The organism is Acinetobacter sp. ANC 3813 (genome assembly GCF_002135435.1).
GTDB lineage: Bacteria > Pseudomonadota > Gammaproteobacteria > Pseudomonadales > Moraxellaceae > Acinetobacter.
On sequence record NZ_NEGK01000004.1, the window covers coordinates 1 to 26,464 of the forward strand.

General features: G+C 43.2%; 26 protein-coding genes. 13 read left to right on the top strand and 13 right to left on the bottom strand.

Going from position 1 to position 26,464, the window contains the following annotated elements; translation table 11 throughout:
* From B9T34_RS18715 to B9T34_RS07020, 4 genes are all read right to left on the bottom strand, one after another.
* On the bottom strand, positions 1-675 hold a 675-nt coding region (locus B9T34_RS18715; RefSeq protein WP_139841254.1), incomplete at its 3' end, for a BapA/Bap/LapF family prefix-like domain-containing protein.
* A 701-nt stretch (positions 676-1,376) separates the two neighbouring features.
* Entirely contained in the window at positions 1,377-1,733 is a 357-nt protein-coding gene (locus B9T34_RS07010) for a DUF1304 domain-containing protein (RefSeq protein ID WP_086212458.1), read from the bottom strand.
* Positions 1,734-1,958: 225 nt separating this feature from the next.
* Positions 1,959-2,246 carry a hypothetical protein gene (locus tag B9T34_RS07015; RefSeq protein ID WP_086212459.1) on the bottom strand — a complete coding sequence of 96 codons (288 nt, stop codon included), beginning with the start codon at positions 2,244-2,246 and terminating at the stop codon, positions 1,959-1,961.
* Positions 2,247-2,482: 236 nt separating this feature from the next.
* Positions 2,483-3,694: a YncE family protein gene (locus B9T34_RS07020; RefSeq protein ID WP_139841256.1), complete on the bottom strand. Its 1,212-nt coding sequence runs from the start codon at positions 3,692-3,694 to the stop codon at positions 2,483-2,485.
* A gap of 409 nt (positions 3,695-4,103) precedes the next feature.
* On the opposite strand from B9T34_RS07020, the gene B9T34_RS07025 reads away from it, so the two are divergent.
* Both B9T34_RS07025 and lon read left to right on the top strand, forming a co-directional pair.
* Positions 4,104-4,700: a 5-formyltetrahydrofolate cyclo-ligase gene (locus tag B9T34_RS07025; protein ID WP_086212460.1), complete on the top strand. Its 597-nt coding sequence runs from the start codon at positions 4,104-4,106 to the stop codon at positions 4,698-4,700.
* A 138-nt stretch (positions 4,701-4,838) separates the two neighbouring features.
* Complete coding sequence (gene lon, locus B9T34_RS07030; protein ID WP_086212461.1) at positions 4,839-7,265, top strand: endopeptidase La; 2,427 nt, start codon at positions 4,839-4,841, stop codon at positions 7,263-7,265.
* 514 nt (positions 7,266-7,779) lie between these two features.
* On the opposite strand, the gene B9T34_RS07035 is transcribed toward lon, so the two are convergent.
* Positions 7,780-8,736, bottom strand: coding sequence for a M28 family peptidase (locus tag B9T34_RS07035; protein ID WP_086212462.1), 957 nt, complete (start codon positions 8,734-8,736; stop codon positions 7,780-7,782).
* Positions 8,737-8,885: 149 nt separating this feature from the next.
* Here B9T34_RS07035 and rlmH point away from each other — a divergent pair, with 149 nt between their 5' ends.
* From rlmH to B9T34_RS07050, 3 genes are all read left to right on the top strand, one after another.
* Complete coding sequence (gene rlmH, locus B9T34_RS07040; protein ID WP_086212463.1) at positions 8,886-9,368, top strand: 23S rRNA (pseudouridine(1915)-N(3))-methyltransferase RlmH; 483 nt, start codon at positions 8,886-8,888, stop codon at positions 9,366-9,368.
* A 113-nt stretch (positions 9,369-9,481) separates the two neighbouring features.
* Positions 9,482-10,258: a dioxygenase gene (locus tag B9T34_RS07045; protein WP_086212464.1), complete on the top strand. Its 777-nt coding sequence runs from the start codon at positions 9,482-9,484 to the stop codon at positions 10,256-10,258.
* A gap of 152 nt (positions 10,259-10,410) precedes the next feature.
* The gene (locus tag B9T34_RS07050; protein ID WP_086212465.1) at positions 10,411-11,187 is read left to right on the top strand and encodes an META and DUF4377 domain-containing protein; all 777 of its coding nucleotides are present in this window, start codon (positions 10,411-10,413) and stop codon (positions 11,185-11,187) included.
* Positions 11,188-11,293: 106 nt separating this feature from the next.
* Here B9T34_RS07050 and gdhA read toward each other — a convergent pair whose 3' ends face one another.
* Complete coding sequence (gdhA, locus tag B9T34_RS07055; RefSeq protein WP_086212466.1) at positions 11,294-12,637, bottom strand: NADP-specific glutamate dehydrogenase; 1,344 nt, start codon at positions 12,635-12,637, stop codon at positions 11,294-11,296.
* Between the two features lie 280 nt (positions 12,638-12,917).
* Here gdhA and B9T34_RS07060 point away from each other — a divergent pair, with 280 nt between their 5' ends.
* Complete coding sequence (locus B9T34_RS07060; protein WP_086212467.1) at positions 12,918-13,772, top strand: RnfABCDGE type electron transport complex subunit B; 855 nt, start codon at positions 12,918-12,920, stop codon at positions 13,770-13,772.
* 1 nt (position 13,773) lies between these two features.
* Positions 13,774-14,463 (top strand): endonuclease III, encoded by a 690-nt coding sequence (gene nth / locus B9T34_RS07065; RefSeq protein ID WP_086212468.1) that lies wholly within the window; start codon positions 13,774-13,776, stop codon positions 14,461-14,463.
* 70 nt (positions 14,464-14,533) lie between these two features.
* On the opposite strand, the gene B9T34_RS07070 is transcribed toward nth, so the two are convergent.
* The 4 genes from B9T34_RS07070 to B9T34_RS07085 all read right to left on the bottom strand — a co-directional run bounded on the left by B9T34_RS07070 (position 14,534) and on the right by B9T34_RS07085 (position 17,479).
* Complete coding sequence (locus B9T34_RS07070; RefSeq protein WP_086212469.1) at positions 14,534-14,761, bottom strand: hypothetical protein; 228 nt, start codon at positions 14,759-14,761, stop codon at positions 14,534-14,536.
* An 83-nt stretch (positions 14,762-14,844) separates the two neighbouring features.
* Positions 14,845-15,504 (bottom strand): adenylate kinase, encoded by a 660-nt coding sequence (gene adk / locus B9T34_RS07075; RefSeq protein WP_086212470.1) that lies wholly within the window; start codon positions 15,502-15,504, stop codon positions 14,845-14,847.
* Positions 15,505-15,579: 75 nt separating this feature from the next.
* On the bottom strand, positions 15,580-16,896 hold the full coding sequence (locus B9T34_RS07080) for a hypothetical protein (protein WP_086212471.1): 1,317 nt from the start codon (positions 16,894-16,896) through the stop codon (positions 15,580-15,582).
* A 64-nt stretch (positions 16,897-16,960) separates the two neighbouring features.
* Positions 16,961-17,479, bottom strand: coding sequence for a hypothetical protein (locus tag B9T34_RS07085; protein ID WP_086212766.1), 519 nt, complete (start codon positions 17,477-17,479; stop codon positions 16,961-16,963).
* A 242-nt stretch (positions 17,480-17,721) separates the two neighbouring features.
* Between B9T34_RS07085 and mrdA the strand changes: the two genes are divergently transcribed.
* A complete protein-coding gene (mrdA, locus tag B9T34_RS07090) occupies positions 17,722-19,809 on the top strand; it encodes a penicillin-binding protein 2 (RefSeq protein ID WP_086212472.1) in 2,088 nt (695 codons plus the stop codon).
* A gap of 6 nt (positions 19,810-19,815) precedes the next feature.
* Positions 19,816-20,370: a 16S rRNA (guanine(966)-N(2))-methyltransferase RsmD gene (gene rsmD, locus B9T34_RS07095; RefSeq protein WP_086212473.1), complete on the top strand. Its 555-nt coding sequence runs from the start codon at positions 19,816-19,818 to the stop codon at positions 20,368-20,370.
* Between the two features lie 131 nt (positions 20,371-20,501).
* Here rsmD and B9T34_RS07100 read toward each other — a convergent pair whose 3' ends face one another.
* Positions 20,502-20,750, bottom strand: a complete 249-nt coding sequence (locus B9T34_RS07100) for a membrane lipoprotein lipid attachment site-containing protein (RefSeq protein ID WP_086212474.1) — start codon at positions 20,748-20,750, stop codon at positions 20,502-20,504.
* A gap of 326 nt (positions 20,751-21,076) precedes the next feature.
* On the opposite strand from B9T34_RS07100, the gene B9T34_RS07105 reads away from it, so the two are divergent.
* Positions 21,077-21,817: a sulfite exporter TauE/SafE family protein gene (locus tag B9T34_RS07105; protein ID WP_086212475.1), complete on the top strand. Its 741-nt coding sequence runs from the start codon at positions 21,077-21,079 to the stop codon at positions 21,815-21,817.
* A 289-nt stretch (positions 21,818-22,106) separates the two neighbouring features.
* The gene (locus tag B9T34_RS19210) at positions 22,107-22,310 is read left to right on the top strand and encodes a hypothetical protein (protein ID WP_416202704.1); all 204 of its coding nucleotides are present in this window, start codon (positions 22,107-22,109) and stop codon (positions 22,308-22,310) included.
* Positions 22,311-22,372: 62 nt separating this feature from the next.
* On the opposite strand, the gene B9T34_RS07115 is transcribed toward B9T34_RS19210, so the two are convergent.
* The gene (locus B9T34_RS07115; RefSeq protein ID WP_086212477.1) at positions 22,373-22,972 is read right to left on the bottom strand and encodes a 1-acyl-sn-glycerol-3-phosphate acyltransferase; all 600 of its coding nucleotides are present in this window, start codon (positions 22,970-22,972) and stop codon (positions 22,373-22,375) included.
* A gap of 251 nt (positions 22,973-23,223) precedes the next feature.
* Between B9T34_RS07115 and B9T34_RS07120 the strand changes: the two genes are divergently transcribed.
* Positions 23,224-23,715, top strand: a complete 492-nt coding sequence (locus B9T34_RS07120) for a copper resistance protein NlpE (protein WP_086212478.1) — start codon at positions 23,224-23,226, stop codon at positions 23,713-23,715.
* A gap of 192 nt (positions 23,716-23,907) precedes the next feature.
* Positions 23,908-25,137 (top strand): hypothetical protein, encoded by a 1,230-nt coding sequence (locus B9T34_RS07125; protein ID WP_086212479.1) that lies wholly within the window; start codon positions 23,908-23,910, stop codon positions 25,135-25,137.
* A gap of 96 nt (positions 25,138-25,233) precedes the next feature.
* On the opposite strand, the gene B9T34_RS07130 is transcribed toward B9T34_RS07125, so the two are convergent.
* On the bottom strand, positions 25,234-26,391 hold the full coding sequence (locus B9T34_RS07130) for a helix-turn-helix transcriptional regulator (protein WP_086212480.1): 1,158 nt from the start codon (positions 26,389-26,391) through the stop codon (positions 25,234-25,236).
* Positions 26,392-26,464 lie beyond the last annotated feature (73 nt).

Below are 26,464 nucleotides of genomic sequence, written 5' to 3' on the forward strand. Positions count from 1 at the left end.
GTCAGAATCCGAGTCACTGTCAGAGTCAGAATCCGAGTCGCTGTCAGAGTCAGAATCCGAGTCGCTGTCAGAGTCAGAATCAGAATCCGAGTCAGAGTCAGAGTCAGAATCCGAGTCGCTGTCAGAGTCAGAATCGCTGTCAGAATCCGAGTCAGAGTCAGAATCCGAGTCACTGTCAGAGTCAGAGTCAGAGTCAGAATCCGAGTCAGAATCAGAATCGCTGTCTGAGTCATTGTTGTTTGAGTTATCATCATCTGACATAGCTGCGGCAATGCCTGCAACAGCACCTGCCAAACCTGCACCAATTAGCCAAGGCATTGCAGATGATACTGTTTCCCCATAAAGCAGCGGGGTGATATCTTGTATAGGATTATAAACAATTGAAGAACTTACATTACCTGCGGCATCAGTGAACTGTGCCCAATACAAGCCCTCATCACCATTAAAAACGATAGTGTTGGCATTTGCCTCGCCAGTAAAGAAATCTTCTATAACAATGGTTTCACCATTTTTCAATTTGACTACAGCAGAATTACCATCACGCGTGATGCTCTCTACCAGTTCTTTATCCACATCGATTTTGACAACCGAGTTCTCTTTTAACAGAACTGAGTTGTCGAGTGTCTGCTCCAAAACCTGATGGCTTTGCTTGGACACCACTTGGACGTTAGCCATAAAAATACTCCCTCTGATTTTTTTGACCGTTATTTGTATGAGTTATGCTTTATAAAGATGTAACGTTCTATGTTTATATGCTTCTAAAAGAACAGGGAATTGCAAAAAAATAAGTAGCCGACATTCAACCTTATCAAAAGTGACAAAATATTATAAACTCTATTAAATATTTGAAATAAAATGTTTTTTTAATAAAAACAGCCGTGTAAAAAAATGTTAATGCGTATTGGTTCACAAATTAAACTGTTTTTTATAGTATTTTTTATGTTTCTTTTTTTTACTTTAAAACCTTTTTTTATCTCACATGATAGAATCCGCAACCCAAACCAACATCTATTAACAAATTATCACAATATGATAAAATATAAACAAAAATTCACACTACCCCCCGCATTGTGAATTATATTTAATCAAAGATTTAAATAATTGAAATTTAACTTAATAATGACAGAGAAATATTTTTTTTAGCCCGATTTCTTTTTGGTATATTTTGCCAGTTGACTTAAAAAAAATATTTAAACCTTTTATCTTTAATAACTTACACTTTTAAAATTTAAAAATACTTGAGGTGAAATCTTCCTGTTTACAAAATTAAATATTTATTTGCGCTAAAAGTAAAAGGTATTGAAATCAGACAATGTTCCTGATCTTTTTTAGAAAGCGCGCATTAACAAGATATAGTACATCTTGCTTAAATAATCTTAATACCCTGCGTTCAGCAAAATTAATGCAATTAAAGCAGGAATTGCTTGAATATAAAGAATTTTACGGCTTGCTGTCACACTTCCGTAAATACCGGCAATTAACACGCAGGACAGAAAAAAATTGGTCAGCATCTGAGAAAATGGCATAGAAACCCATACAGACCAAAGCAAACCTGCCGCGAGAAACCCATTATAAAGCCCTTGATTTTGCGCTAAAACTTTCGTCAATTTCGCCTTTTCACGCGTATTTCCAAAGGCCTTCAAACCAATGGGCTTTTCCCATAAAAACATTTCCAAAATAAGAAAATAAATATGTAATAGTCCAATTATTACAATCAGGATCATCGAAATCATATTGTTCCTTATTTTGAATATATAAATCATTTATTTTCTATTGATAGCGTATTCCTTTATCAAAAACAATATCCATGTGGAGATGGCAATAACTGTACAAATAATGTGACTAGAATTTTCTAAATGCACACTCTATAAAATTCAATCGAAGCATCTTAAATATTTACCGCCACACTTCACATTTTTTCCAGCTCAAGAATATACCCATTCAATTGTCTGTCCATTTCAGGCATGACTTTTCTCAAAAAATTGGCAATAATTCAACGCATCTTGTGAAGAAAGCACACCTGCATGTACCAGCTGCATTTGCTGTTGCAGCAAGGTATCTACAGTTCGCTCTTCTGGCTTTTGACCTTGGCTTAATTTTTGGTTAATGGCTTCAAATTCTGCATAAAGCTGATCACGCTGCCGCAAAAGGTCCTTTTGATTCGCAGACTGTTCTTTTAGTATCGGCCCCTGAACATTCGAATGCTGCAGCATGTCTTGCACAATTTTTGCATCCGAATTGAGCATCGTTTTTGAAGGCGCGGATTGTTTCAGTATTGTGGTTTCACCTCAGGTTCAATTGCAATAAGCATAAAAAACAGGACAATAACCCCAGCCGCAGTCATTACTGATAATTTAAACCCATTCATATTTCAAAGCCCTATTTACTGCAGTCTTGAATAATGATGCAGGCATACAAAAATGCCTGCATCATCTCGGCGGTTTAATTCAAACCTTAAGCTTTTCGTTTTCAATGCTTGAAATCAGGGCGTAGACCAGTCTGCAGGCGCATAGCCTATTCTTACCCGCTGCGGATGATTGCCCACAGGCACGCTAAGCACTTTCTCACCCGTATCAAAATTGATCACCGTGACTGCATCATTGGCGCTTTCAGATATGACACAATTTTTGCCATCTGGGCTGCGGGTGGCCCAATACGGTTTCCCCGCGGCAATAAGCTTCCCCGCCTTTAATGTTTGCCGATCTACAATGGTGGCATAATCATCCATAGTTCCAGCCACACAGAGTTTTTCTCCATCGGCACTTATAGATAGGCCATGATGCCGAGAATCATTCACCCACTTCGTTCGGTCAGATGGAATAGTTGAACTGCCCGGCAACTGACCAATACGTGTGACTTTGTCTTGATTTAAATCATATTCAACCAAGCCATTAAAAAATGAAACCTGTGCATATATTTTGCTTTCATCTTTACTCAGCACCATTGGCCTGACTGCATTTGACAAATCCTTACGTCCAAACGCATCCAGTGCTGGGCGGAAGTCAATTTTTTTCAGCACTTTATAATTACTGGCATCTGCAATAGTAAAAAAGCGTTTACCTTTGGTAAAATCTTGCCATGCCGCATCCATTGATGTTTCGACATTGCCGATCGCAGAGTTCAAAATCTTGCTGCCGCCGTCAAAATAGATATTTTCATGCGGTTTATCCCCTGTATCAAAGCGGCCTAATTCTTTGCCTGTATGAATATCCAGCACCTGCACCACATTGCCTGAAGACGCTGAAACCGCGACCTGCTGTCCGTCTGGTAACACGGCCATATGGTCCGCGCGAAAACCTTGCACTGGGGTACGCCAATTGATTTTGCCGCTTGCAATATTAATCGAGACCACATCTGCAAAACTTGGACGGGAAGCTACTACGGATTTGCCGTCTGGTGTGGAATACATATCATCTACCAGCTGATCATGCCCTTCACCAGCTGTGGATTGAATATAGGTATATGCAATCAATTTCACAGGATTTACATGAATTTCCAGCAGCCGATCCTTACGGTCAGGAATCATATTAATAACGCCAATTTTTCCGTAATCACCTGCTGAACGAATGACTGTGGCCGTCCCATCCCAGTTATTGCCAACAAAAAAGACCTGCTGGGTATTGGGCGGCGCTGCAGCAAATACGGCGCTTGCACCAAATGCCGCTGCCGTTAATGCAGCGAATCCAGTAATCATTTTTGTTTTTAACTTTAAGCTTGTTTTAGCTTTCATTTTTATTCTCCAGCAATCTGCCAAATATGCATTTTGGACACATTGCTTTGATTTATTTTGCATTTAGCCTGATGTTTTATTTTTGTTTTATTCAATGACAAACTAGCCATACATTGTATTGGCCTGTGTCATTTAGATGCTTTTCCCTTTGCATATAAGTTAAGCTTGAATAAATATACAAGTGTAAATATATTCATGTGCAGCTATTCCGATGAAATATCCATGCTGTCGAATAATTTAGATAAACGGAAAATCTAGATTCAAACTTTGCTTTTAAACCTCAATATGATCATCACGCGATTTGTTTTGCCATATAAATACTTGCAGTCCAAAGCTAAACGATTAAACTTTAAAAAAACTTAGCCCAATCTGCATGCCAAATTCACTGAATACACTCCGTAAAACGCTTCGCAAGCAGCGCCGCGCTCTCAATTCTTTTCAGCAAAAGCAAGCTGAACAAAGCGTATTCAATCGGATTATTCGCCAGCCTGAATTTCAGCGCGCTCAAAAAATCGGTGTCTATCTGCACGCTTTTGGTGAAATTCATACAGGTAAAATCATGGAATACTGTTTTGTGCATGGCAAAGCTGTCTATTTACCCATGATCTGCAATATGAATCAGCGTCTGGTCTGGGTTCAGATTTCAAATGATCAATACCGCAATAAACGCTTTTCACACCATCCACTGGGTATGAAAGAGCCTATGGCTGCACGCGGTATGCATGTATCAAATTTGGATTTGCTGCTCATGCCATTACTGGCCTGTGATATTCACGGCACCCGCATAGGCATGGGCGGCGGCTACTACGATAAAACACTGGCCTCAGCTTATCGCAAACCGTTCCGCCTAGGTCTGGCCCATTCTTTTCAGCTGATTCGGCAACCGCTCGCGCGTGAGCCTTGGGATCAACCCTTAGATGCTTTGCTTACACCGGAAATGCACATTCTGTTTAAGCGAAAAATGGGCTAATTCCAGATTGAGACTGTTTTAAAATCACATATTTACTCATTTTTCATACAATTTATTCAGACCTGCCCTTGTAATTTTTAAAATACCCATCACTATAAAAAACATGACAAATTACTTTGTCACTCATTAGGAGTGCCCATGTCTGAAATTATTATGAATGAAGAAAACTTAGAGCCGCAGGTTCCAGGTGTATTACCGCTATTAGCGCTGCGTGATGTGGTGGTTTATCCGCATATGCAAATTGCGTTATTTGTGGGTCGTGAAAAATCGATCAATGCAGTGGACGTGGCTCGTAACAGTGACAACCTAGTATTTGTAGTTGCGCAAAAAGATTCGCTGACAGAAGAAATTGATCACGACAATTTATATCAGTACGGTACTGTCGCGAAGATTGTGCAAGTGGTGAATCACGAAAATGATGAAAACTGTATTAAAGTATTAATCGAAGGCCTGCATCGTTCTAAGCTGGTTAAAATCATCGACAATGATGAATACCTCTCTGCAGAACATGACTTAAGCCCGATGACCATTGCAGCAGAAACTGATGCTCAGCAGTCTCGCATTGAAGAGCTGCGCACCATGTTCGCTCAATATGCGGAAGCGAAACTGCGCAATGCGCGTGAACTGATTGCAGCAGCCAACAAAATTGATGACCTATTGCAATTATTGTTCTTCGTTGCGACACGTGTGCCTTTGAATATTGACGTGAAGCAAAAATTCCTCGAGCACGATGAATTCGAAGCGCATCTGCAAGAGCTGATGACTTACCTATTGCAGCAGTCTGAAGAACAGCAAATTGAACAGACGTTGCATGATTCTGTGAAACGCCAAATGGAGAAAAACCAGCGCGAATACTTCCTCAATGAAAAGATGAAGGTGATTCAGCGCGAACTTTCCGACATGAATGGCGGCGCAGAAGATGACGTTGCGGAAATTGAAAAACGCCTTGCAGAAGCAGACTTGCCAGAGCATGTGCGTAAAAAAGCTGAAGCGGAGTTCCGCAAGCTTAAAGCGATGCAGCCTGCTTCTAGTGAAGCAGCTGTTGTTCGCAACTATTTAGAGGTGATTTTAGATACGCCTTGGAATAAAGCGAGCAAAGTCAGCATTAACTTGGCGAAAGCGCAGGAAATTTTAGATGCGGATCATTACGGCTTAGATGACGTGAAAGACCGCATTGTAGAATACCTTGCTGTGCAGTCTCGTGTGAAAAAACTCAAAGGCCCAATTTTATGTTTGGTTGGTCCTCCAGGTGTAGGTAAAACCTCACTGGGTGAGTCTGTAGCAAAAGCGACAGGCCGTGAATTTGTCCGCATGGCCTTAGGCGGCGTGCGTGATGAAGCGGAAATCCGCGGTCACCGCCGTACATACATTGGCGCTATGCCGGGTAAAATTGTGCAGTCATTGACGAAAGTCGGTGTGAAGAATCCGCTGTTCTTGCTCGATGAAATTGACAAGATGGCGCAAGACTACCGCGGCGACCCAGCATCTGCGCTGCTTGAAGTGCTTGATCCATCACAGAACAATAAATTCAACGATCACTATTTAGATCTTGATCTGGATTTATCTGAAGTGATGTTCATCTGTACTGCAAACAGCATGAATATTCCAGAAGCGCTGTTAGACCGTATGGAAGTGATTCGCCTGCCGGGTTATACCGAAGACGAAAAAGTGAATATTGCAGAACGCTACCTTGTTCCAAAAGCAATTAAGAACAATGGCCTGCGTGCCAAAGAACTCACTGTGCATGAAGAAGCCATTCGCGACATCGTGCAGCGCTATACCCGCGAAGCTGGTGTACGTAGCCTTGAGCGTGAAGTGTCTAAAATTGCGCGTAAAGTGGTAAAAGAAGCGGTTAGCAAAAAAGTGAAGAATCTTCAGCTTGAAGTGACTTCAAGCAACTTGCCTGACTACTTAGGCCCGCACAAGTTCGACTTCGGCATGGCTGAAGACGAAGCGCAAGTCGGCCGTGTCAATGGTTTGGCTTGGACTTCAGTTGGCGGTGAATTGCTGACCATTGAAGTTGCTGCTGTACCGGGCAAAGGTAAATTCATTACGACAGGTTCGCTTGGCGATGTGATGAAAGAGTCAATTACAGCAGCAATGACTGTAGTACGTACCCGTGCAGATGAACTGGGCATTGAAGCTTCCCGCTTTGAAGAAACCGATGTGCATGTGCATTTGCCTGAAGGCGCAACACCAAAAGACGGTCCTTCTGCAGGTTTAGCATTAACATTGGCGCTGGTTTCAGCTTTCACCAAAATTGCCATTCGTCCTGACGTAGCAATGACAGGTGAAACGAGCTTAAGCGGCCGTGCAATGCGCATCGGCGGGTTAAAAGAGAAACTCTTAGCGGCTCACCGCGGCGGTATTAAACTGGTCTTCATCCCGCAAGACAACGTGCGAGACTTGGCTGAAATCCCAGCCAATGTTAAAGAAGGCTTGGAAATTAAAGCAGTGAAAAGCATCGATGAAATTTTGAAACTCGCTTTAATTGAAACTCCAAAACCTTTAGTGAAAGCACCAATTGTCAAAGCAGCAGGTGAAGGTAAAGCTGCCCGTCATTAATCTGGTTTCTGTACAAAAAAGAGCGCCTCGGCGCTCTTTTTTTTTGCTGTATATCAGCCTATGCCTTGCCTCTTTATGCTTCCGTAATAGGTCGGCGACCAACTCAGAATTGTTTAAATTTTAAACAAATATTTTCAAAACCATATTTTTGTCGTACAGTATTACTTTAAGCTGTGCACCGTTCTGCACAAATTATTAATTTGTACAGACAGAATCTCGTTTCATTTTATCGCTGGCTTGTTTTGTATAAAACTGCAGTTTTACTCTATATCTAAACCAATTTAGATACTTGAAAAATACAGTTTCACCCCCATGTTTATTTTAAAGGCATACTGCGCTGTATGTTCCGGTTGGGCTCTGCACTTTCTCAAAGTACGAGTCCTAAAATGGTCATCTGCATCTCCAGGCAGATGATCTTTTATCGCAGTCCAAAGGCTTTCAGGACTGCGTTTTTTATGGCTGCAGATTCTTAAACTGAATTGCTTGCAAAGCATTTCAAGCAAGTGCCTGCTGATTATTTTAATATTGCCTGCACCAAGCCATTGACCACCTGCCCCATTTTTTCAACATCCAATTTATCAATGATATCTTGATCGGTATGAATATTCTTATTGCGGTAAATGCCTGTATCTGTAATCACAATCGCGGGCAAATCAAACGCCCAATAATTATTATGATCTGAAAAATCCATCGCCTGCACAAAAGATGGCGCAATCAGGCGCTCACATTGCAGCTGATTTAAATTTTTCATGGCGCCGCAAAAATCTCCGGTCATTGCGCGTGACTGTAAATTCCCTACCGCTGCAATAAAATTGCCATGACTCGGATAAATCCATTTCAAGCCAATGGGATATTCCTGTACAAAACTGCTGTCGTAATAACCAATATTTTCTAAAATATAAATACTTTGAATCTGCTCCGGCTGCTTCGCTGCAGCTTTAGCATGAATGTAGCTGCCCATGTCTTCTGTGCCTGAAAATGGCGCTTCATTTAATGTATAAAATACAAATTCCACGGTATTTTTTAACTGCGATTTCTCCGCAGCCAAAATTCGAGCTGTTTCTATCACGCCTGCCACACCTGAAGCATTATCATCTGCACCCGGTTTTTCTTCAAAAACATCATAATGCGCGCCAACAATCACTTTATCTGCAGACTTGCCTTTTAAAGTGCAGACCACGTTGCGGTAAGCTTCATCATTCACTTTATAGGTTTGATACTGGCATGGCACACCAAACAGCCGCATTTGCTCGCGGATCCATGCGGAAACCCGGTTCAGCTCTTTGACTTCTTTAAAAGTGCGGTAATCTCCGCCTGCCAGCAGCTGTTCCATATAGACTGTCAGGTTTTTCGGCTCTGCATTATTAGCGTTATTGGCATGCAGCAAGGGGCTTAAGCTAAATGCCACTAGGCCGAAGACAAGCCGCTGTACGTTTTTTTGCAGTGCATATCGATGCAGCCATTGAATCATTGTTATTATTCCATGCACATGACAGACGAAAATATCTTAATGAATATTAAAACAACAACAAGCGCCACAATTCAATTGCAAATTGTTTCGGACATTAGCAAAGCGTATTTTCACGCTATAATGCGCCTTTCTATAGATTGCAGCCCGCTATGAAAATCCGCATTATCACCATTGGTCAAAAAATGCCTGCATGGGTGCTGACTGGCTTTGAAGACTACTTCAAGCGTATTCAGCCCTTTGTGCAAACTCAAATTATTGAACTGCCGATGGCGAAGCGCGGTAAAAATGATTCTGAAGCCGATATTTTAAAATACCGTCAAATTGAAGGCGACAGTATTTTAAATGCCATCAAGCAAAATGAAACCTTGATTGCGCTGGAAGTGGGCGGCCGTGAATTCAGCACAGAAAAACTGGCAGAAACCATGAAAGGCTGGATGCTTGAAGGCAATGATATTGTCCTCGCCATTGGCGGGCCAGACGGCCATTCAGAAGCTGTACGTAAAGCAGCGGCTTGGCACTGGTCTTTATCTAAGCTGACATTGCCGCATCCTATGGTACGTGTGATGCTGATTGAGCAGCTGTACCGAGCAATGAGCATCAACAACAATCACCCATACCACCGTGCAGGCTAATGCATTCATGATGAGCGTTGCATTAATGCAACGTTTTGTTGATTAATCAAGTATTTATTTCAACAGTGCATTTTGGCAAAATTCTTACAGAACAGTTTATTAGGCGTACCGCGATGAATCTGCAAACTCTCCCCGGTTTATTTATTTCCCATGGCTCCCCGATGCTTGCCATTAATCCTGAGCAAGTGGGGCCAGCGCTGGAACGCCTCAGCCTGAACCTGCCAAAACCTGAAGCAATCATCGTGATGTCTGCACATTGGGAAAGCAATTCGCTGGAAGTCAGCACGGGTATTCGTCCAGACACATGGCATGATTTCCGCGGATTCCCGCCTGAACTGTATGAAATCCGCTACCCTGCACCAGGTCAGCCTGATTTGGCTGAAGATATCCTGCAACTTTTAGCCGAAGCGGGTTTTTCTGCGCATGCCAACAGCACACGCCCGCGTGATCACGGCGTATGGATGCCGCTGCTGCACATGTACCCCGAGGCAGATATTCCTGTTGTAGAAATTGCCTTGCCCATGCATCTGTCTTCTAAAGAGATCTATGCCATTGGACAAGCGCTTGCGCCGCTGCGTGAAAAGCAGATTTTGCTGATCGGTTCTGGCAGCATTACCCATAATTTGCGTGAACTATCTTGGGACCGACAGCCAGCGCCTGTTCCTGAATGGGCGTCTACATTCCGTAATTATGTGACGGGCAAACTGGCGCACAATGATTTTGATGCGGTGCTGGACTGGCAATCGATTCCCTATGTCGAGCGTAATCATCCGAGCTTAGAGCATTTTTCACCCCTGTTCTTTTCAATGGGTACTGGTCCCCGCTTTAACATTGTGCACAGCAGCTTCAGCATGGGATCTTTAGGCATGGATATCTACCGCTTCGATTAATAATTAAAAGTTTAACAATTACAAACTTAAAAGAATGGATACATTTTGACACCTAATCGATCAGAATGTATTCATTCTTTTTAATCATGAATACGTTATGCTTCATCTTGTTTTTAAATAAATTACTTTTTAACAAACTCGTTGAGCAGACAATGAAATTAAAATACTTAGCAATTGCACTCTTCCCACTTGCACTCGCAGCATGTCAATCCAGCGACATCCAAAAGGCAGGAGATTTGGCCGTGTCCGTTCTTCATCAGCAAAATGCAGATAAAACATTGGCTGCATACGAATGGAGCGCGAATACTCCAAATGCGCCAAAACCGCTGGTTTTAAGATTTTCGGATGACAATCGCTTAAGTATTTCGACCAGCTGCAACTCGATGGCGGGCAGTTGGAAAATTGAAAACAACCAAATTGTGACTGGCGCTCTGATGTCAACACAAATGGCTTGCCCAGATAACGCCATGAAGCAGGAAGGCGTGGCGGCCCAGCTATTCCAAGATCGCAAAGCGCCGTTTGTATTAAATCTGAAAGATGCTCAGAATCCAACATTATCCATTGTGAATACTCAGGGTGAACCGCTGGTATTTACAGGAAAAATGACGCCTGAAACGAAATATCAAACACAAGGCGAAACCATCTTTTTGGAAATCAGCCCAGAAACGAAAGAATGTACAGGTGTTGCAAAACAGAACTGTCTGCAAGTGCGTGAAATTAAATACGCTGAAAATGGCGTAAAAACTCAGGTCGATAAAGACTGGACATTGTTCTACGATCAAATTGAAGGCTTTACGCACACATCTAAAGAGCGTCAAGTGGTTCGAATTAAACGCTATGAAATTAAGCACCCAGCAGCAGATCAATCAAAATACGCCTATGTTCAGGATATGATCATTGAGCGCGAAACGGTCAAAGGCGCATTGTAATTTTGCTCTAGCCCTTCAAATGCTCAAAGCATAAAAAACCGAGGCAATGGCCTCGGTTTTTTTGCATGCTGCTTTTACAGCACCTGTCTATGACAGACCGTTTAGCTTAGTAAACGCCTTGCGCCAGCATCGCATCAGCAACTTTTACGAAGCCTGCAATGTTTGCGCCGTTTACATAGTTCACAGTACCATCTGCTTCAGTACCGAATTTCACACAGTTGCGGTGAATTTCTTTCATGATGGCATGCAGACGTTCGTCAACTTCTTCAAAAGTCCAGCCCAAACGAATCGCGTTTTGAGACATTTCTAAACCAGAAGTCGCTACACCGCCAGCATTTGATGCTTTACCTGGTGCATACAAAATTTTCGCTTCAACAAATTTCTCAACCGCAGCCAATGTAGACGGCATGTTCGCGCCTTCAGCTACACAGATTGCGCCATTTGCAAGAAGCACTGCTGCATCATCAGCATCTAATTCGTTTTGCGTTGCGCATGGCAGTGCGATATCACACTTGATTGACCAAGGGCGTTTGCCTTCAAGGTATTCAAAACCGTGCTTAGATGCAAATTCAGAAATACGGCCGCGTTTAACGTTTTTAAGTTCCATAACTTCTAAAAGAAGCTCATCAGTGAAACCGTCTTTAACGTATACAGTACCTGCTGAGTCAGAAAGTGACACAACCTTAGCACCCAAGAACATTGCTTTTTCAGCTGCATACTGCGCAACGTTGCCTGAACCAGAAATCGTTACAACTTTATCGTTAAAGCTGTCACCGCGAGTTTTCAGCATTTCTTCAGCGAAGTACACAGTACCGTAGCCAGTCGCTTCAGGACGCGCCAATGAACCGCCAAAAGACATGCCTTTACCCGTAAATACACATGAAGTGTCATTGCTGAGTTTCTTCATCATGCCGGCCATATAGCCCACTTCACGGCCGCCTACACCGATATCGCCCGCAGGGATGTCTGTGTTAGAACCTAAGTGACGGTATAATTCAATGATCAGCGCTTGGCAGAAACGCATGATTTCGCCTTCAGATTTGCCTTTAGGGTCAAAGTCTGAACCGCCTTTACCGCCGCCCATAGGCAGTGTTGTCAAAGCATTTTTAAATGTTTGTTCAAAACCTAAAAATTTAAGAATTGATAAGTTTACTGATGGATGAAAACGCATACCGCCTTTAAAAGGACCGATCGCAGAGTTGTATTGCACACGGAATGCGCGGTTTACTTGAGTTTGACCTTTGTCATCTACCCATGAAACGCGGAATTGGATAGCGCGTTCTGGTTCAACCAGGCGCTCTAGCAAACCATGTTCAGCATATTGCGGATTCTTTTCAATAAACGGCCATAGACTCGTCATGACTTCTTCCACAGCTTGAAGAAATTCAGGCTGGTATGAATCACGTGTTTTTACATAGTCAAGAAAATCGTTAAGGCTGTTGTATTTCAACGCTTCATCCTCAGCAAATAAATTAAAAACGAATCAAAATGCACCATTAAACATTTAACTGATACATTTTGGCGCAAATCATTAAATACTCTTATTAACATTTCAGCAATATATTTTTATTTTTTTTATCATTTACCTATCTAAAACAATGCATTGCACAATTTTATCAGTCTTTTTTCTTATAAAACAAATAACTTTAAAGAATATAAAAATACCTCATCTGCACTGTTTTAATTCGGTTATATCACCATTTTAGAACAAGCGAATTCTATGTAAAAACATGCTAGTATTGCGCCTCGGCAACCTGCTTCACGCTGTCTGCACAATATTTCGGTTACACATGAATACTCAAATTTCCCTCATTCAAAACATTGATGCGCTGCTTCCGCAAACCCAATGCGGACTTTGCGGCCATCGAGATGGCTGTTTGCCTTATGCAAAATCCATTGCTGAAGGTGAAGACGCCAATAAATGTGTACCGGGCGGACAGCCTGTTGCAGATGCACTTGCCGCATTATTAAAACGAGCAGTATTACCCGCTGAAGCAAGCGTCTGGCCAATCCAGCAAGACGGGCGCCCGCAGCGTATGAAAGCCGTTATTCGCGAAGACGAATGTATTGGCTGCACCAAATGCATCAGCGCCTGTCCAGTGGACGCGATTATTGGTTCCGGAAAATTGATGCATACTGTGCTCACTGACCTCTGTACCGGCTGTGAATTGTGCATTCCACCCTGCCCAGTGGACTGTATTGATCTGGTCGAAGATATGCAGCTTCTGCCGTCTAAAACTGCACGCACTGCTGAACAGGATAATCTGCGCCAGCGCTACTACGCACATATACAGCGTGAAGAACAGCGCAGTGCACAGCGTAAAGGCCCAGTCGTTCGCGCAGAAATTGATACCGCGCTTTTTGCCCGTTTCTCAATGCGCTCAGACAATGTGCCAAGCATTGAAGTTGCTGAAAAATCAGATAAAAACTCTGTCACTCAAGATGCCAAAACCACGATTGAACTGGCCAAGCTGCGTACCCAAATTAAAAAACTGGAAAAGCAGCTCAGCGTGCGTGATGATGAGAAAAAACGTGTTTTGCTGAATGATCTGACTCAGCAGCTGACCTTACTGCAAGGGGAATAAGATGGCCGTTAAAAACATGACCAAAAAGCAGATTCAAACTTTTTTTGAACGGCTTCGTGAGCAGCGCCCTAACCCCAAAACCGAACTGAATTATTCAAGCCCATTTGAACTGCTGGTTGCAGTCACTTTGTCTGCGCAAGCGACTGACGTCAGCGTCAATAAAGCCACAGATAAACTTTTTCCAGTCGCCAATACGCCAGAAGCCATTTATGCATTGGGTATTGACGGTTTAAAGGAATATATTAAAACCATTGGTTTATATAATTCCAAAGCTGAAAATGTGATCAAAGCCTGCAAGATGCTGATCGAAAAACATCACAGTGTGGTACCGGATAACCGCGCGGATTTAGAAGCCTTGCCGGGCGTTGGCCGTAAAACAGCGAACGTTGTGCTCAATACTGCCTTTGGACAGCCGACCATGGCTGTAGATACGCACATCTTCCGCTTAGGCAACCGCACAGGCTTAGCAGTCGGCAAGAACGTGCTGGAAGTCGAACACCGTTTAGTTAAAGTGATTTCTAAAGAATTTATCGTCGACTCGCATCACTGGATGATTTTACATGGACGCTATTGCTGCATCGCACGTAAGCCAAAATGCGGTGAATGTATTGTGTCAGATGTCTGCAACTGGCCCGACCGTTTCGAGTTTGGCGCCAGCCGTGAAATTGCTGTAAAAAATATAGACGCTTAAAACATCTGAGCAGCCACGCGGCAGATCACATGCTGCCGCTAAAATGTGCTCCATACATGGCAGGCCAAATTCAGTCTTGCTTTTTTTGTTGCTGGGCTTTTTCCTGCTCTTCTTTCATTTGCAGCTCTTTTTTCAGCTTAGGATGCAGCTGATATTCTTTGGTTTTTTGGGGCTGTAATCTGCGTTCTTGAATTTCTTGTTCTTGGGTTTTTCTTAAAAGTTTAAAACTGAAAAACAGTAGGCCCAAAATAACTGCTGCAGCCAAAATCAATACCAAAACTACCGCAATTTGCTCCACAGCCTATCTCCACTACCGCACAATAAAAAAAGAGCCCTAATATGACTTAGGACTCTTTGAAAGTCAAAATCTGAACGGGCAGATTATTTTGACTTGTCTAGAATTGCAAAAAGATCCGTTTGAACTTCATCAATTGGACGCAAGCCATTCAGCTTGTCATACGTTGGCGCATTTTCGCCAGACGCTGCACGGCCTTGATAGAAGCCGACCAACTGTTCAGTTTCTGTGTGGTAAGAGCCTAAACGCTTACGGATTGTCGCTTCTTGGTCATCTGGACGCTGAACCAGCTCTTCACCAGTTTCGTCGTCTTTCCCTTCCACTTTAGGCGGGTTGTATACAATATGGTATACACGGCCAGAAGCAGGATGCTGACGGCGGCCAGACAAACGCTGAACGATCTCTTCATCCGGAACATCAATTTCGATCACGTGATCAATGTTAATGCCTACTTTTTCCAAAGCTTCTGCTTGTGGAATTGTGCGTGGGAAACCATCAAAGATGCAGCCGTTTGCACAGTCAGGCTGAGCAATACGCTCTTTTACCAGTCCGATGATCAATTCATCTGAAACTAGACCGCCGCTTTCCATGACGCTTTTAGCTTTAAGACCTAATTCAGTACCTTCACGAATCGCAGCACGGAGCATATCACCGGTTGAAATTTGTGGGACATTGTAGCGCTTACAGATCAACTGAGCTTGAGTACCTTTACCTGCTCCAGGAGGTCCGAGTAATATAATGCGCATAAAAAAACATCCTCATTTAAACAATGTATTTGACGCCGTGTGCCTGCCAGACATCTGACACGGTTCAGCATCTAATTATAAGAAAGCCACAAACAAATGTATTGTACCTGCAATAAAGCCAGTTACCCCACCCAAAACAATTAAAATCCATTCGTCTTCCTGAAATGCAGGACGTAATAGATTTTGAAACTCCTTCGGTGTCAGCTCACGGATACGGTCTTTGAACATTTGAAAGATTTTCTGTGCACGGCTCGCATTAAACGCAGGGTCGCATACAGGCACCATCGTAATTTCAATTGAGCGATCAATCAAGTCTGTCTTGAGTTTTGCGTACTCTCTTGGCCCTAAAGACAGCTGTAAAGACGTCCTAACCAGCGGAGTTTCCATAATTTCATTAATATGGCGCTTCACAATCCGGCGGGTCTTGTCTTTTTTAGCGCCATACATCATTTCAGTCATGATCGATTTCAATGTAATCAGGTCTTCAGTCACTACGCTGGCAAATACATCAGAGACCTCTTCCTGACGCTTCATAAACGCGCCCTGAATATTGTAAGTGCCTAAGCGTGGAATGACTGGCTTGATCCAAGGAAACTTACGATTCTTCGTTAATTCAAAGAATTGCGGATAACGGATGTAATGCGGCTCGATTGGATTAAAGACCATCCAGATGGCGATCCAGTTGGTTAAAAAGCCCCAGACAGATGCCCAAAATGGCACAGTCCAATGCCATGGCACTACGAACCAAACGATCATCTGGAACACCCCGAAGAACATCCCGATCAGCGCGCTGATATGCCAAATAAAGTTGATTTCTTTTTGACCGACTTTAAGGAACATGCGCACCATAAGACGGCGGTCACCCTCCATTTGGCTGACCACCATTTCACGCATATCCACAAGTGACTCGACGTTCATGGTCAGCTCGGTCACAAGTTCTCTTAAGATACCCGGCATTTGTTTATTGGCTTGAGCATAAATACGGCGCTTAATCGAATACGGCAAGTTTTCCCACAGCACAGCATTGCGGTCAATCATGACTTCATCAATTAAATGCTCCAGCTCAAAACCGACTTGTTCGCCAATAATACGCGCCATGTCTTCCGGGTCCATAGCATCCAAAAACTCACGCAAAGAACCCAATTTAGACAAGGTGTTATCGGTGATAATGCCTGAAATGCGCCCCGCTTTACGCGGCACAATCCCCTGCCAGCCTACTGGCAGCGGGCCAAGGTGGAATCCCCAGAAATTAATTGGGTAAAACACCATTTTCAGCGCCATCCAGACATGCGCCCAAGTAACAAAAGCAGTAACAGGAATAATGCTGAGTACAGCCCAGAAATCTGGCCGTTTCAAAAAGGTTTGCCACAACTCATTGACGAACTCAAGCATGCATAACTTCCATATTTAATTGTATTCAGAGAATTTTTAATTCAAATAAAGTTGAATATTCTCACTATAAACCGATACTTAGAGTATAGGAGAATTGTATTTTCGGTTCTGTTTCTTCAATGACACGGCCAGTTCGATCTGCTAATTCCTCACCAGCGCCAATACCGACACTGAATGTGCTGATACGTTCTTTGCTCAGCATAACATAGGATAAATCAACACCGCCGCCTAAACGGCTTTCATATTCGCCATCAACTTCTTTGCTTTCTAAATGGCCTGCATATACGCCAAGGTAATAGCCATTTTTGTCTTTACCGGTAAAATGAATAGGATGGCGGAAACCGACTTGCGCGCCGTAATCCTTATCGCCATTTAAAAAAATACCTGCTTTTGCATACGCAATACCGTATGGATTAACCCATTCACCATTTAGATGTATTAATTTTTGTGTAAATCCGGCCCCAACATTCCACGTAGCAACATCTGCTCCCGCTAAATTTGCTTCCGGCAGAAAACCGCTGTCTTGCGCTGCCGCTGCATTCGCAATAAATGCCAATGCTAACAAAGAATATGCTTTGTTCATTATTTTCACCATCGTCCTTAATTTCAGGCTTTTTAGTTGTAATCAGTCCTATTTTTATGCTTTCCGACTTTAGCAGAATAATATGTACTCTTATATACAGCACCGTACTTTTTTAATGTCTGCAAAGTCAAAGTTTAGGCAAAACTTACAATACAGTGCTGAATTGGCTTATCAAATTTTGGGAACTTGCGATAGAATGGTGACCCTTAATTTTCCCTTTGTGTATCTCAAGCCGATTGCATATGAAGCAGCACTTTCCTTTAAAAAATGTACAGCAAGAAAAGCGCATTTTCCGCAATCGCATTTATTTCTCACTGGGTATTGTGATCTTCTTTTTACTGCTCTTGGTTGCGCGGTATTCCTATCTGCAAATTTTCAATTACGACAAATTCGCAACAGACTCAGATAAAAACCGCGTACGGCTGCAGCCCCTGCCGCCTGCGCGCGGCTATATTTACGACCGCAACGGCGTCTTACTTGCTGACAACTACCCTGTTTTCTCAGCCACCATGAGCCGTGCGGACATTGAAGATATAGATGATACTGTTAAGCGCTTAATTCCAATTATCAATCTGACGCAAGAAGATATAGACCGTTTTAAAAGCCGGATTAAAACCTCTAAGAAAACAGAACGCGTTGCGCTGAAACTGAATTTAAATGAAACTGAAATTGCGCGTTTCAGTGAAGTGAAATTCCAGTTCCCCGGTGTCAATATAGAAACGCAGATGACCCGCTACTACCCGCATGGTGAACTGTTTGCGCACGTCATTGGCTATGTAGGCCGTATCAATGACAAAGAATTAAAAGAAATTGATAAAGATTTATATGCCGGCACCAACCTGATTGGGAAAATCGGCGTCGAAAAATACTATGAAGATTTATTGCATGGCTTGCCGGGCAATGAGTCTGTGGAAGCCGATGCGCATGGCAATGTGCTGCGCCATCTGGGCCGTAAAGATCCTGTCCGCGGCAATGACCTTTATCTGTCTTTGGACTATGGCTTGCAGGCCGTTGCCTCTGAACAGCTTGCTGACCGCCGCGGCGCAATTGTTGCAATGGACCCGCGTACTGGCGAAATTTTAGCACTAGTGTCCAGCCCGAGCTTCAATCCAAATTTATTTGTGACAGGCATCAGCAGCAAAGACTATTCAGCTTTGCGTGATGATCTGGATCAGCCGCTGTATAACCGTGCAGTACAAGGCTCTTATCCGCCCGGATCGACCATTAAGCCCATGTTTGGCTTAGGCGGCATCCATTATAATTTGGTGGACTGGAGTACGGCCATTAATGACCCTGGCTATTTCTCTTTGCCTGGCGACTCTCACCGCTTCCGTGACTGGCGCAAAACGGGTCATGGCGTCGTTAATCTGCACAAAGCGCAAGCTGTTTCATGTGATACCTACTTCTATATTCTTGCTTACCGCATGGGTATAGACCGCATGAATTCATGGATGCGTCAATTTGGCTACGGCGAAAAAACGGGCGTGGATTTGCCAAGTGAAAGCTCGGGACTCTACCCAAGCCCTGAATGGAAAATGCGTACCCGCAAAACCAAATGGCTGAAAGGTGAGACCATTTCAGTCAGTATTGGTCAAGGCGCATTTACCGCAACACCGCTTCAGTTAGCTATGGCAACCGCAATCACTTCCAATGAAGGCCATCATGTTGTGCCGCATGTCCTGCGCGAAAGCAAAGGGCCAAAACCGCACACTGTGCATAATGCGCCGGACGGCAAAATTGAGTTTAACGGCAAGCCTGAAGATTGGATCAAAATGCGCGATGCAATGGTTGATGTAATCGAAACAGGTACTGGCCGCGGCATTCGCACCCCAATGTATAAAATTGCCGGCAAAACTGGTACCGCTCAGGTTAAAAGTATCGCTCAAGGCAAACGCTATAATGAAGCCCTGCTGACTGAGCGCCAGCTGGACCATGGTCTTTTTGTCGGCTTTGCTCCTGCAGACAATCCTGAAATAGCCATTGCTGTCGTTTGGGAAAACGGCAAGCACGGCGGCTCGGCTGCCCAGCTGGCCCGTCCAATTTTTGATTATTGGCTGTTAAAGCGTAAAAAGTCTCCAATTCGTCCATCTAGCGCACAAGTCAGTGGCGGATTGATGACTGCCGGCATTAAACCAAGTGAATTGCCAAGCGGTGAAAATCCGCTGCAAAGCACAGCCAATAGTACTGCACAGCAAAATATAGCCCCATCAGCACCAGCAGCTTCAAATGGTTCAGCTGCGCAGCGTACAGCGTCAAATCCTGTTCAAAGCAACACAGCTCCAGCAGCGCCAAGTTCAGCCCCAGCCAATCCGCCATCGGATGAAGAGTAAGTATTAATGAAAAATCAGTTGCGTATCATTGGCGGAGACTGGAAACGCCGTCAGCTGCCTTTTGCCAGTATTGATGGCCTGCGCCCCACACCTGACCGTGTACGAGAAACCCTCTTCAATTGGCTCATGTGGGATATTCAAAATGCGCAGGTTTTAGATATATGCGCAGGTTCAGGCGCGCTGAGTTTTGAAGCCTTATCCCGCGGTGCAGCGCAGGTGGTCATGATTGAGCCTGACCGCACACAGGCTAAATTTTTAACGGACAATTTGCAGCTGCTCAAAGTCACGTCACAGCATGCCAAACTCAAGATTTCAACGGCACAGCAAACGTTGCCAAGCCTTAAAGATCAATTTGATCTGGTCTTTTTAGATCCGCCTTATAGTCTGGATTTATGGGAATCATTAGCCGCCTTGGCAGATCCGCTGATTAAAGCAGATGGCCTGATTTATGTAGAAGCAGATTGCAACTTAAGCCAGCTTAAGCTACCAAGCAGCTGGCATATGATTAAAGAGACCAAAGCAGGAAGCGTCCGCGCAGGCCTCTTTAAGAAAGCCATATAAAATATCTCAAAGATAAAAAAGGACGCGATAATCGCGTCCTTTTCGTGTCAAATGCAGGCAGTTATTTTAGGTCTTGCAGCAGAAACGCCGCTTTTGCCTAGACCACTCCCGAAGGAATCCTTATAAATCGCTTACTGTCTATTTTCATTGTTCCAATTAGAATGTCTGCCATCTGAATGGCGGTTATCGCCTTGGCGGTTTTGCTGACGCCAGTCTGGGCGGCCATTGCGGTCATTCTCCCAGCGGTGATCACGGTCACGATGATCATATTGCCCTGAATGATTTCGGCCATCCCGCGGATAATGATCGTCATAAGGTGCGACCACACAGCCAGTCAAAGCTGTTGTAAAGACCGCAAGTAAAATCACTTTTTTCATCATCTTCACACCTCATTCTTCGATATGCAGCTATCCAACTGAATGTCATTCTCTGCGCCATCTAGTCCATCTGTAATGGCAGTCATTAAAATCTGTCTTGCTGATATACAGTGTTCTCTATTGCTGTGGAGAAGAAGCGGATTTAGTGTAATTATCTTGTATTAATGCATTCATCTTTTGCAGCAATTTCGGCTGCGCTGTATTTTCCCAATGTTCAAGTACAAATACCTGCATTAGATAGTGAAAAGAATGATTTCATTCCAGCTTCACTTCAGGCTTACACTACAAACTCTGTGCTCGATACAATTTCAAATGACGTATAGCATCAAATGACTTGGCTTTTATTTATTTTCGGCGCAATTGTGGCCGGCTTTGTACAGGGGCTAACAGGCTTTGCATTTGCACTCATTGCCATGTCTTTTTGGGTCTGGGTATTGCCTCCGCAACTGGCAGCGCCTTTGGTGGTTTTCGCTTCGATTTGGAGCCATCTCATTTCCATTTTTAATGAACAAAGCCACCGCTTCTCTAAAAAGCTGGTGCTCCCTTATATCCTTGCGGGACTCATCGGCGTGCCGATTGGGACATATTTACTGACAATGATCAACCCGCAAACCTTTAAATTGGTATTGGGGCTATTTTTAGTGATTTGGTGTCCAATCATGCTGCTAAATCCTAAAATAAAAAGCATTCAGCGATCTGGAAAATTAGCTGACGGCAGCATAGGGTTTATTGGCGGCATTTTAGGCGGGTTAGGCGGATTCTGCGGCTCCTTGCCATCAGCGTGGGTCATGCTTAAAAACCTGTCGAAATCCGAACAGCGCTATATTTTGAGACATTTCAATTTTGCTATTCAGGTTTTTGCACTGCTTGCTTATCTGCTGCAAGGCACAATTCAAAGCATGCATTTGCCTTATATGGCCGTTTTAATACTTAGCGTAAGCCTGCCTGCAATGCTGGGCGCAAAACTATTTTATAAAATTTCTGAGCAGCAGTTTAAACGTACAGTGCTCGGCCTGCTCTTTGCTTCAGGCTGTTTTCTCATGCTGACTGTCCTTCTTCAAATGCGCTAAGCAATTGAACACAGACGTCAAACACATTTTTTAAATTGGGACAATCTACAGTAAAAAGCACCACAACAGATTAAAATACAACCAAATAATACTGGAATATTCCAATATTAATCACAAAAATTTATACAATATGCCACCCAACACTCAATAAATTAAAATTATGAAACCGCTTGCCATATTTGCCTTGATCATTCTCTTGGCTGGCTGCTCGACAAGCTCTTCCCGCGATATAAAAAAAGCTGAAAAACTACTCGCAAATTTTCAATGCGGCAATATTGAAAGCTCACAAATGGCGCATAGCCCCATTACCAGCTATCACGAACAGTCTTTAAGCAGTTCAAGACAAAAAGCCGAAAGCTATATTCAAAGCTATAAAGATGGCGATAAACTTTTCAGCATTCCACTCAGCAGCGTGATAGAGCAGCAATACCATCTCTACAAAGAAGCGTGCCAAAACCTAGGCGGCATTTCTCAAACCACTGAACAGTCATAAATTCGCCCATAAAAAAAGCTGGTTAGATTCCGGCTTTTGTATTTTGTACTTGGCTTAAAATTTTATTCAACGGAATAATAGCGGCTGTCCACGCTAAAATCTTCAGGGAATTTCGGGCTGATTTGCGCATAAAATTGCATAATCTCCGCCATATCTTTTTCATAATCCCCTGTTGGATAGACAATTTTTCCTACACCGGTTTTTTTCTTTTCATAATCCATATAGGCCAGCGCAATCGGCACACCAGCATTGCATGCCACATGGTAAAAACCCGTTTTCCATTTTTCCTGCTTCGCGCGCGTGCCTTCCGGTGTGACCAGCATAACCAGCTCCGCATGCTCTTTAAATAAATTGGTCATCACCTCTACCATGCTCAGGCGCGCTTGCCCATCAGCTTTTGGGCTGCGGTCAATGCCAATTCCGCCCATAGCTCGGACAAAGGGGCCAAAAGGCAGTTTCATATAACTGTCTTTAATAGTAATCCGAACATTCACCCCTAGGGCTTTTAATGCTAAACGCGCATACAGCGCATCCCAATTGCTGGTATGCGGCGCGGCTATCATCACACACTGCGCTAAGTCTAAAGGCCAATGGTTATCAATTTCCCAGCCCAGCATATTCAGACTTTTTTCTGCAAATTTCTCAAACACGCTTGGCCCCATACACTCATAAATAAGGCGCAGATTCTAACGGCTATTGATAATTAAAACAGCTTAAAAAGATCACTTATTAACCAATTAATGCATTTAAGTCTATGTATTATCGCCGTATTGATTTCGAAACTTGAATGAATTATGCGCTAAAAAACCAGATTAGATTTTCATATCTTGACATAGGCTTACAAGAAAGCACTTTTCTTGCGGCAGCAGCTGTTTAAATTAGAAAGATTGATTATAAAAAATGGAATATTCTCATGAATAAAATGATTTTACTGGCATTATCAAGTGCACTGATATTCACAGCCTGCTCGAAACCCAACTCAAGCGCAGAAGGGCAAAATACGGGTGCGAACAGCGCACAAACACCTTCAGAAGCCAACGCTTCAGAAAATAATACAGCGCCATCATTAAATGATACTGCAGAAACGTCGCTGGACTGGGCGGGTGAATATAAAGGGATTTTTCCTTGTGCAGATTGTGAAGGTATTCAAATGGAGCTCGAATTAAAGGCTGATAAAACCTATGAACTTAAAGAAAAGTATTTAGGCAAAGGTGACGGCAACGAATTTAAAACTGAAGGATCTTTCAGTTTTGACAGTAAAAATCCCTCCATCATTACTTTAGGCAAAGCTGATCAACAACGTAAATTCTTTATCGGTGAAAATTTTGCAGAAGCGCGGGATATTCAAACGGGTGAAGCAATTGACAGCAAGCTGAATTATAAACTGACCAAAGAAAATCATTAAGCTGCTGTATCCTTTATTAAACTGCTAGCCAAACGCTCAACTCAGATCTATATATTGGACGATTTGGGCATTTGGCGCTTTGCGCCATCAGTTACAAATAATTAAACCTACTCCTCCTCATTTGAGGATATGCCGCAGCTTAAAACTCCCCATAAAATCCTGCTAAGCCATGATAATAACAAGGGGAAAATTATGAAAAAGACATTTATCGCAATGAGCATCGTCTACTTCTTAACTGCCTGCGGAGGCGGATCTTCTGACAACAGCTCCTCATCCAGCAACTCATCGTCTAATGGCGGAAGCACAGTGCCTGCGGATAATTTAAAAACAGGCATTTTAACCGATAGCCCCATTGGTAACATTCGCTACGAAACCTCTAGCGGTGTAAAAGGTAGCACCAACACTAAGGGGGAATTTAAATACCAAGGAGGCGATAAAATCAGTTTTTACTTAGGTGATATTCTGCTTGAAAAAACGGATGCACAAGCATATATCACACCAATTCAGCTTTCTGAAGATGAAAATTTCCGAACCAATCTGCTGATTTTGCTTCAATCTTTAGATTCTGATCAAGACCTCAGCAATGGCATCAGCATCAGCGATACTGCAATTGCGGCGCTTAAAGATAAAACCATCAACCTCAGCTTGCCGAGCATTTCATTTGAACAAGACCAAACCTTGCTGCAAGTTTTACAAAGCACAAACAGCACTTTAATTAACGCTGAACAAGCGAAGGAAAACTTTTTCGACAGCTTCATTGAAGACAATGCCGGCACTTGGGTCATGGAAGATAAGGCCCAAAACACGAAAGTGGTGCTTTACATTGATGGGATAACCTCAGGCGCTGGCAGTGAAAAACGCTTTAATTTTATTTTTGGCCAAGTGGGCCCGCAGGATAGCGCTGGCTCATCTGGAATTGAAGTCGGAGAGTTAAAATGGAACCCCGTCAGCGCAGAACTAAGCCGCTTCCAAGATTTCCAAATTGACACCAATGGAGAATGGGGCTTCTCCAATCCGTCTGCAGCAACCAGCCTGAACTATGGTGCAGCCGCCAACACATTGGTCTATAAAGAAGGCAATACGAGCTATACCTTTAACCGCGTTGCCAATATTGCAAACAGTCTTGTCGGCACGTGGAAATCAGACAACCAGCTTGCAACATTCTTTAATGATGGTTCGTATATTTTCATTGAAACTACAGCAAATGACTGCGGATCTGCCGGCATTGAATCAGGCGCCTATAGCGCTGCAAACGGTGTGCTGAGACCTACAAGCTTCCAATATGATACCAATGGATGTTCTGGACTGGTCGATTCGTCTTACTCTCCGCCCGACCTTGATCAATTTAGTTACACGCTAGAAGGACTAAGCGCAGTGGTTCAGTATCAAGATGAAGACCCTGTCAGCTTCACCCGTTTTTAATTTCAAAATTTTCAATCTGGTTTTTAAAATTTGCTCGCATTTGGCCTTGCCCATAACGGCAAGGCCTTTTTTATTTGAGCCATTCATTTTTTATCATCAATAAATATGTTCAAAACAGATGGTCATCCCCATTAGCCGATACAGCAATTCTGCCTGTGAATTACACTGCATTTTGGCATATATATTTTTGACATAGGTGCGGACTGAATTAATAGACAAGCTGCTTTGCAGAGCAATTTTTTCCAAATTCCAGCCATTCACAAACATCTCACAAATTTCACACTCGCGCACCGACAGCCCATAATGCTCTTTCAAAAATGAGGTTGCCAGCGTATAGCGCTGTTCTATATCTGAAATGGCCAACACCACATAATTTTGATTCTGATCGGCCAAATACGCCAAGCTGTTCACGCTGCTAAAAGGAATGACCGTAACCATAAACTGCTGCCCCTGCTCATTTTCCAGCGCAATCACACCGCCAATGTCCTTATACTGCGTATTCGCATCCATTTTGGCCGTATGAATCATCTGATCAAACTTTTTTTGAAACTGCTTAGCGGGATAAATTTTATTCTGCGCATCAAACTCAAAAATTTTACTGTACTCCAGCATTTGCTGAGCGCGCTGATTTGCATAATAGAATCGCCGGCAATCATCTACCAATACAATGCCAACTTTAATGACATCCAGCATTTTAAATAGATTCTGATGCTCAGCTCGGGCAAAACACAATTGCTTATGAATTTGCAGCGCCCTGCGTATATGCACGCCTATGCGCTGTAAAAAGTCTAATTCTTCCTGCTGAAAAGCAGGCTCATCTGGTGAACGATGCACCCCGAGTACTGCCCAACGGTACTCGCCTTGATCCAACAGCACACCTGCAATATAACAAATGCCTGTGGTCTTTAAACACTGCTCATAAAAAATGGCTTCATCGTGATTCAGCAGCGCCGCATAGCTGCTCAAATCCTGCTGTATGGCTTCACCCACAGCAACATGTGTCCACATCGGCAAATGAAATTTCATATCCATGAGCTTCATTTGCTCTTTTTGATATGCATCTACCCCCGCTTGAGAAATATTCCAAGTATGCAAAAAATCATAATTCGGATTCAGCTGATCCATTGCTGTTAAAATTGCTGTTTTACTGCGTGTATAATCAACAATTTGGCCTATCACCCCAGGCCACAGCGAAGCATCCAAGCCCGCATCATAAATTGCCCCAATTATTCCATTTTCAATTTCTGGAATCATCGAATGTCCCCAGCATATTGTTAAGTAAAGCTTAATGATATATTTAATTTTACTAAAGTCAAAAATACATGAT

Bases quoted from the DNA above. Each gene is read 5' to 3' on its own strand.
- B9T34_RS07105 (WP_086212475.1), top strand. From the start codon at position 21,077: ATGACTTGGCTTTTATTTATTTTCGGCGCAATTGTGGCCGGCTTTGTA.
- B9T34_RS07020 (WP_139841256.1), bottom strand. From the start codon at position 3,694: ATGATTACTGGATTCGCTGCATTAACGGCAGCGGCATTTGGTGCAAGC.
- B9T34_RS07100 (WP_086212474.1), bottom strand. From the start codon at position 20,750: ATGATGAAAAAAGTGATTTTACTTGCGGTCTTTACAACAGCTTTGACT.
- B9T34_RS07025 (WP_086212460.1), top strand. From the start codon at position 4,104: ATGCCAAATTCACTGAATACACTCCGTAAAACGCTTCGCAAGCAGCGC.
- B9T34_RS07125 (WP_086212479.1), top strand. From the start codon at position 23,908: ATGAAAAAGACATTTATCGCAATGAGCATCGTCTACTTCTTAACTGCC.
- mrdA (WP_086212472.1), top strand. From the start codon at position 17,722: ATGAAGCAGCACTTTCCTTTAAAAAATGTACAGCAAGAAAAGCGCATT.
- B9T34_RS07050 (WP_086212465.1), top strand. From the start codon at position 10,411: ATGAAATTAAAATACTTAGCAATTGCACTCTTCCCACTTGCACTCGCA.
- B9T34_RS19210 (WP_416202704.1), top strand. From the start codon at position 22,107: ATGGCGCATAGCCCCATTACCAGCTATCACGAACAGTCTTTAAGCAGT.
- B9T34_RS07010 (WP_086212458.1), bottom strand. From the start codon at position 1,733: ATGATTTCGATGATCCTGATTGTAATAATTGGACTATTACATATTTAT.
- B9T34_RS07120 (WP_086212478.1), top strand. From the start codon at position 23,224: ATGAATAAAATGATTTTACTGGCATTATCAAGTGCACTGATATTCACA.
- B9T34_RS07080 (WP_086212471.1), bottom strand. From the start codon at position 16,896: ATGCTTGAGTTCGTCAATGAGTTGTGGCAAACCTTTTTGAAACGGCCA.
- nth (WP_086212468.1), top strand. From the start codon at position 13,774: ATGGCCGTTAAAAACATGACCAAAAAGCAGATTCAAACTTTTTTTGAA.
- lon (WP_086212461.1), top strand. From the start codon at position 4,839: ATGTCTGAAATTATTATGAATGAAGAAAACTTAGAGCCGCAGGTTCCA.
- B9T34_RS07035 (WP_086212462.1), bottom strand. From the start codon at position 8,736: ATGATTCAATGGCTGCATCGATATGCACTGCAAAAAAACGTACAGCGG.
- B9T34_RS07060 (WP_086212467.1), top strand. From the start codon at position 12,918: ATGCTAGTATTGCGCCTCGGCAACCTGCTTCACGCTGTCTGCACAATA.
- B9T34_RS07115 (WP_086212477.1), bottom strand. From the start codon at position 22,972: ATGGGGCCAAGCGTGTTTGAGAAATTTGCAGAAAAAAGTCTGAATATG.
- B9T34_RS07015 (WP_086212459.1), bottom strand. From the start codon at position 2,246: ATGCTCAATTCGGATGCAAAAATTGTGCAAGACATGCTGCAGCATTCG.
- B9T34_RS07130 (WP_086212480.1), bottom strand. From the start codon at position 26,391: ATGATTCCAGAAATTGAAAATGGAATAATTGGGGCAATTTATGATGCG.
- B9T34_RS07045 (WP_086212464.1), top strand. From the start codon at position 9,482: ATGAATCTGCAAACTCTCCCCGGTTTATTTATTTCCCATGGCTCCCCG.
- rlmH (WP_086212463.1), top strand. From the start codon at position 8,886: ATGAAAATCCGCATTATCACCATTGGTCAAAAAATGCCTGCATGGGTG.
- B9T34_RS07085 (WP_086212766.1), bottom strand. From the start codon at position 17,479: ATGAACAAAGCATATTCTTTGTTAGCATTGGCATTTATTGCGAATGCA.
- adk (WP_086212470.1), bottom strand. From the start codon at position 15,504: ATGCGCATTATATTACTCGGACCTCCTGGAGCAGGTAAAGGTACTCAA.
- rsmD (WP_086212473.1), top strand. From the start codon at position 19,816: ATGAAAAATCAGTTGCGTATCATTGGCGGAGACTGGAAACGCCGTCAG.